This is a genomic window from Actinomadura sp. KC345, assembly GCF_004348515.1.
Taxonomy (GTDB): Bacteria; Actinomycetota; Actinomycetes; order Streptosporangiales; family Streptosporangiaceae; genus Spirillospora.
In genome coordinates, this window is the sequence record NZ_SMKH01000434.1 from 1 (window position 1) to 4,935 (window position 4,935).

General features: G+C 72.2%; 5 protein-coding genes. 4 read left to right on the forward strand and 1 reads right to left on the reverse strand.

The annotated features are described in order from the left end of the window. The coding region (locus E1281_RS37425; protein WP_207943742.1) for an ATP-binding protein at positions 1–714 on the reverse strand (714 nt) is incomplete at its 3' end. A gap of 667 nt (positions 715–1,381) precedes the next feature. On the opposite strand from E1281_RS37425, the gene E1281_RS37430 reads away from it, so the two are divergent. The 4 genes from E1281_RS37430 to E1281_RS37445 all read left to right on the forward strand — a co-directional run bounded on the left by E1281_RS37430 (position 1,382) and on the right by E1281_RS37445 (position 4,848). Next, positions 1,382–1,834 carry a hypothetical protein gene (locus E1281_RS37430; protein WP_131884439.1) on the forward strand — a complete coding sequence of 151 codons (453 nt, stop codon included), beginning with the start codon at positions 1,382–1,384 and terminating at the stop codon, positions 1,832–1,834. Between the two features lie 234 nt (positions 1,835–2,068). Continuing rightward, complete coding sequence (locus tag E1281_RS37435; RefSeq protein ID WP_131884440.1) at positions 2,069–3,343, forward strand: APC family permease; 1,275 nt, start codon at positions 2,069–2,071, stop codon at positions 3,341–3,343. A gap of 36 nt (positions 3,344–3,379) precedes the next feature. Next, complete coding sequence (locus E1281_RS37440) at positions 3,380–3,613, forward strand: hypothetical protein (RefSeq protein ID WP_131884441.1); 234 nt, start codon at positions 3,380–3,382, stop codon at positions 3,611–3,613. A gap of 77 nt (positions 3,614–3,690) precedes the next feature. Then, on the forward strand, positions 3,691–4,848 hold the full coding sequence (locus tag E1281_RS37445) for a site-2 protease family protein (RefSeq protein ID WP_131884442.1): 1,158 nt from the start codon (positions 3,691–3,693) through the stop codon (positions 4,846–4,848). Positions 4,849–4,935 lie beyond the last annotated feature (87 nt).

The window sequence follows — 4,935 nt, forward strand, 5'->3', positions numbered from 1 at the left end:
CAGCAGCGCCGGCGGGATCACGACCATCGCGACCGTCCCCTGGGAAGAGCCGCTCGCCGCCGGACGACACGCCAGCCGCACGCCGACCCCGTGCTTGCGCGCCAGCCGGTGGGCGATCGGGAAGCCCGTGTGCCGCGCGGTGTCGGGCCCCATCGGCAGGACGGGACCGGCGAGCATCTCGTTCACGGCCTGGAGCCGATCGGCGTCGATGCCGATGCCCGAGTCCTCGATCCGCATCATGACGGCGCCGTTGTCGAGGAGGTGGGCGCTGACGGTGACCTTGGACGGGGAGTACCGGGTCGCGTTGTCCAGCAGCACGACGAGCAGGGACGCCACGTCGTCGGCCGCGTAGGGGACCACGGCCAGCTGGACGACCTTCCCGATGACCACCTGCGTGTACCGCTCGATCGACGACTCCGCGAGCCGGACGACGTCGACGAGCGAGGCGGTGTGGCCGCCCATCTCCTCGGTGCCGCTCCCCGCGAGGACGCTCATCTCGCGTGCCGCCCGCCGCATCCGGGTCACGGCGTGGTCGACCTGGTAGAGGAGCTGCAGCCGGTCAGGGTCATCCTCCTCGCTCTCCAGCTGGTCCATGGCCGGGCGGAGCTGTTCGGTCAGCAGCAGCAACTGCTGGGAGAACTGCTCGCAGACGCCCGGCCAGGCGTTATGCTCCGGAGCCGCCTGAAACGACGCAGCGTGAGCGCCGGCCGGCACCTGGACCCGGGCCTGTGCCGCCGGGGCCGCCGCCTGGGCCTGATGTTGGGCCGGTGCCCCCTGGGCGGGCATCGACGTCCGGGGCGGAGCCTGCACCGGCGGCGACGCGTGGACGTGGGCGGGTGCCGGTGCATGAGCCGGGGCACCCCATCCACCCTGTTGCGGCGGCTGCGGATGCGGCGGCGCGGTGGCCTTGCGCCTCCACCACCTCACGTTCGGTCACCGCCGGATGGCGTGTGTTCCTGCATGTCCGTGTCGCCACGGGCCCGATTCATCGGTTCGCGTCGTCCTTCCGGTCGTTGCGTCGGGCAGCCGACGCGGCGGGCCCCCGGGATACCCGTGTGCATTGCATTGGTGCACGGCAGAGCCATACGCACCGGTCCACGAGAAGGGGCCGTGCGACAACCACGCAATAGGGTGTCAGAGCCACATGTCGTGATCAATGACCCGTGCACAACACGAGGTATTTGCCACAAAGATCCTTTTCGCCCATGTGGACCTGCGGCATCGAGGCCCGCGCCCGACGCGCTCAAAGGAAACGCCCCTCCGGAACGTGGCACAAACGTGACGACGATGCGCACAGTGAGCGCCTACAGTCACCCTGTGACCACTCGGAGGTCGCACCGAACGCTCCCCGCGAGAACCTCTGACCTCGGGAACGATGCTCATGCCCCGCACCCCCTTCCTCGTCGCCACGCTGCTTCCCGTCCTTCTGCTCGCGGCCTGCGGCGGCGACGACTCGGCGGCGACCGAGCCGACGAAGCCGCCGCCCTCGGCGGCGCCGCCGTCCAGCGCGGCACCGGCCCCGCCCTCGCCCTCCCCGAGTCAGACGGCCGCGCCGGCCCCCGGCACGGCCGCGGACGGCCGTGATCTGGACGCCTGCCGGGACGGCACGTGCGAGGTCGTGGTCAAGGAGGGCGACACGCTCCGCTTCAACGACAAGGTCGGCAACGACCCCCTGTCGATCGTCAGCGCGGGCAGTACGTTCACGGTCACCGACCCGTCCGGCTTCACGGCCTCCATCGGCGGCGGCGGAACCGTCACGACCGGCGGCGTCCGCATCGAGGTAGGCGACTCCGAGGGCAACCGCACGGCCATCCGGATCTCCCCCCAAGACTGAACCGCCCGATGCGCTGTCCACAGGGTTCACCGGCTGCATGCGTTGACTTGCGGCGTGTTGTTGGTGCCCGCGTCGGAAGCAACAACACGCCGCACGTCAGCGCCGCACGTCGACGAGGCGGCGACCCGGGCTATGTTCCTTCGTGGTCATCCACTGGGAACCCCGCGCTAACCGGGACGGAGGATGGTGGCGGGAAGATCGGCCCGTGACGCCCGAGGCACCGGGGAGAGCGTGATGAGCGGTCCTGCGACCGGTGGGGAGCTGCGGCGGCGGCTGGGGCTGTTCGACGCCGTGGTGATCGGCCTCGGGTCGATGATCGGCGCGGGCGTCTTCGCGGCCCTGGCTCCCGCGGCGCGTGCGGCCGGGTCCGGGCTCCTGGTCAGCCTGGGCGTGGCCGCCGTGGTCGCCTACTGCAACGCGACGTCCTCGGCGCGGCTGGCCGCCCGCTACCCCGCGTCCGGCGGCACCTATGTCTATGGCCGCGAACGCTTGGGCGACTTCTGGGGCTACCTGGCCGGGTGGGCGTTCGTGGTCGGCAAGACGGCTTCCTGCGCGGCGATGGCGCTGACCGTCGGCGCGTACGCGTGGCCCGGCCACGCGCACGCGGTGGCGGTGGCCGCGGTGGTGCTGCTGACCGCCGTCAACTATGTCGGCGTGCGCAAGTCGGCCTGGCTCACCCGCGTCATCGTCGCCGCGGTGCTGGCCGTGCTCGCCGCCGTGGTCGTCACCTGCCTGGCGTCCGGTACCGCCGATCCCGGACGCCTGGCCATCGGCTCGGACGCCGGCCCCGGCGGAGTCCTTCAGGCGGCGGGCCTGCTGTTCTTCGCCTTCGCCGGATACGCCCGCATAGCGACCCTCGGCGAGGAGGTGCGCGACCCGGCCCGCACCATCCCGAAGGCGATTCCCCTCGCCCTGGGTCTCGTCCTGGCCGTGTACGCGGCGGTCGCGGTGGCGGTCCTGGCCGTCCTCGGCACCGCCGACCTCGGCGCGGCGACCGCACCGCTGGCCGACGCCGTCGACAGGGCAGGGCTGGGCGCGCTCGAACCCGCGGTACGGGCGGGCGCCGCGACGGCCGCCCTGGGCTCGCTGCTCGCCCTGATCCTCGGCGTCTCACGCACCACGCTGGCGATGGCCCGCGACCGGCACCTGCCGCACGCCCTCGCCGCCGTCCATCCCCGCTTCCAGGTGCCGCACCGCGCCGAACTCGTGATCGGCGCGGTGGTGGCGGTGCTCGCCGCGACGGCGGACCTGCGCGGCGCGATCGGGTTCTCGTCCTTCGGCGTCCTCGTGTACTACGCCATCGCCAACGCCTCCGCCTGGGCCCTCTCGCCGGACGAGGGCAGGCCGCCCAAGCTCGTGCCGGTCGTCGGCCTGGCGGGCTGCCTGGCCCTGGCCTTCGCACTCCCGGTCTCCTCGGTGGCCGCCGGCGCCGCCGTCCTCGCCGTGGGCGCCGCCGTCTACGCGCTGCGGCGGGCCGTCACCGAGAATGGGACACGACCTCCCGGGTAGAGGACGCGCAACCAACCCCACGACAAGGGAGGACACATGAGCGCGGTCCAGGAAACCGGTGGAGTCACAGGGACGAAGGACAAGGACTACAACCTCGTCTGGTTCGTCGAGCAGTGCCTGAGCAACGCACTGCGCCTGGAGACCTACATCAACGACGCCGAGCGCGCCGGCGACACCGAACTCGCCGACCTCTTCCGCCGCGCCCAGGCCGAGAGCCGCAAGGGCGCCGAACAGGGCAAGGACCACCTCCGCCGCCGCCTGTCCGGCTGAGGCCGCCGCGAACCGCATACCCGTCCAACAGACGGGTAAAGGGACGTTCCGTTAGATTACGGACAAAGGGGACCGGGATGCGTGAGTCGATCCGGCTCGGCCACATCGCCGGAATCAGGGTCGGCCTCAACGTCAGCGTGCTGGTGATCGTCGCGATCCTGGTCTTCGGGCTGTCCTTCGGCCGTTTCCCCGAGGTGTATCCCGACTACGGCACCTGGGCGTATCTCCTGGCGGGGATCGTCAGCGCCGTCCTGCTCCTGGCGTCCCTGCTCGCGCACGAACTGGCGCACGCCGTGGTCGCGCGGCGCAACGGCCTTGAGGTCTCGGGCATCACGCTGTGGCTGCTCGGCGGCGTCGCCCAGCTCGGCGGCGAACCCCGCACGGCGGGCGCCGACCTGCGCATCGCCATCGTCGGCCCCGCCGCCAGCCTGGCCGTGGGCGCGGTCTTCGCGGTCGCGGCCGTGCTGGCGGAGGCCGCCGCCGGGCCGGGCCTGCTCGCGGGGACGCTCGCCTATCTGGCCGGCATCAACGTGCTCCTCGCGATCTTCAACATGATCCCGGCGGCCCCGCTGGACGGCGGCCGGGTGCTGCGGGCGTTCCTGTGGTGGCGGCGCGGCGACCGTACCGGCGCCGCCGTCACCGCCGCCCGCGCGGGCCGCGTCTTCGGCCTGACCCTGATCGCGCTGGGCTTCGTCCAGTTCGTGATCGGAGCCGGTTTCGGGGGCCTGTGGCTGGCCCTGATCGGCTTCTTCCTCGTGACCGCCGCCGGCGCCGAGGAACAGCAGACGCGCGTCAACGCCGCACTCCAGGACGTCCACGTCGCCGACGTGATGACCCCCGACCCCTTCCTGGCGGACGCGACGACGCCGGTCCAGGACCTCGTCGACAACGTCGTCCTGACGCACCGCTACTCCACCTACCCCCTGGTCGAGGACGGCCGCCTCGCAGGGCTGGTGACCTTGAACCGCGTCCGCGCCACCCCGCCCGACCAGCGGCGGACGCTCAGCCTGGCCGACATCGCCTGCCCTCCGGCCGAGGTCCCGACGGCCCACCCGTCCGACCCGCTGACGGACCTGCTACCCCGTATGGCCGGCTGCACGGACGGCCGCGCCGCGGTCCTCAACGACGACGGCCACGTCATAGGCCTGGTCACCCCGACCGACATCACCCGCGCCCTCCACACCAGCGAGCTGCGTCCGACCGCCGCCCAGGACCGCCACCCCTGGCCATCCTGACCCCGAAAAAGGCAAGACCCACTGGTCACAGCGCCCATGACCGGGGAGAGTGGAAGCATGCCCGCGACCCCCGGGTCACTCCAAGGA

Excerpts from the sequence above, each read along its gene's own strand:
- E1281_RS37430 (WP_131884439.1), top strand. The coding sequence starts at position 1,382 with ATGCCCCGCACCCCCTTCCTCGTCGCCACGCTGCTTCCCGTCCTTCTG.
- E1281_RS37435 (WP_131884440.1), top strand. The coding sequence starts at position 2,069 with ATGAGCGGTCCTGCGACCGGTGGGGAGCTGCGGCGGCGGCTGGGGCTG.
- E1281_RS37440 (WP_131884441.1), top strand. The coding sequence starts at position 3,380 with ATGAGCGCGGTCCAGGAAACCGGTGGAGTCACAGGGACGAAGGACAAG.
- E1281_RS37445 (WP_131884442.1), top strand. The coding sequence starts at position 3,691 with ATGCGTGAGTCGATCCGGCTCGGCCACATCGCCGGAATCAGGGTCGGC.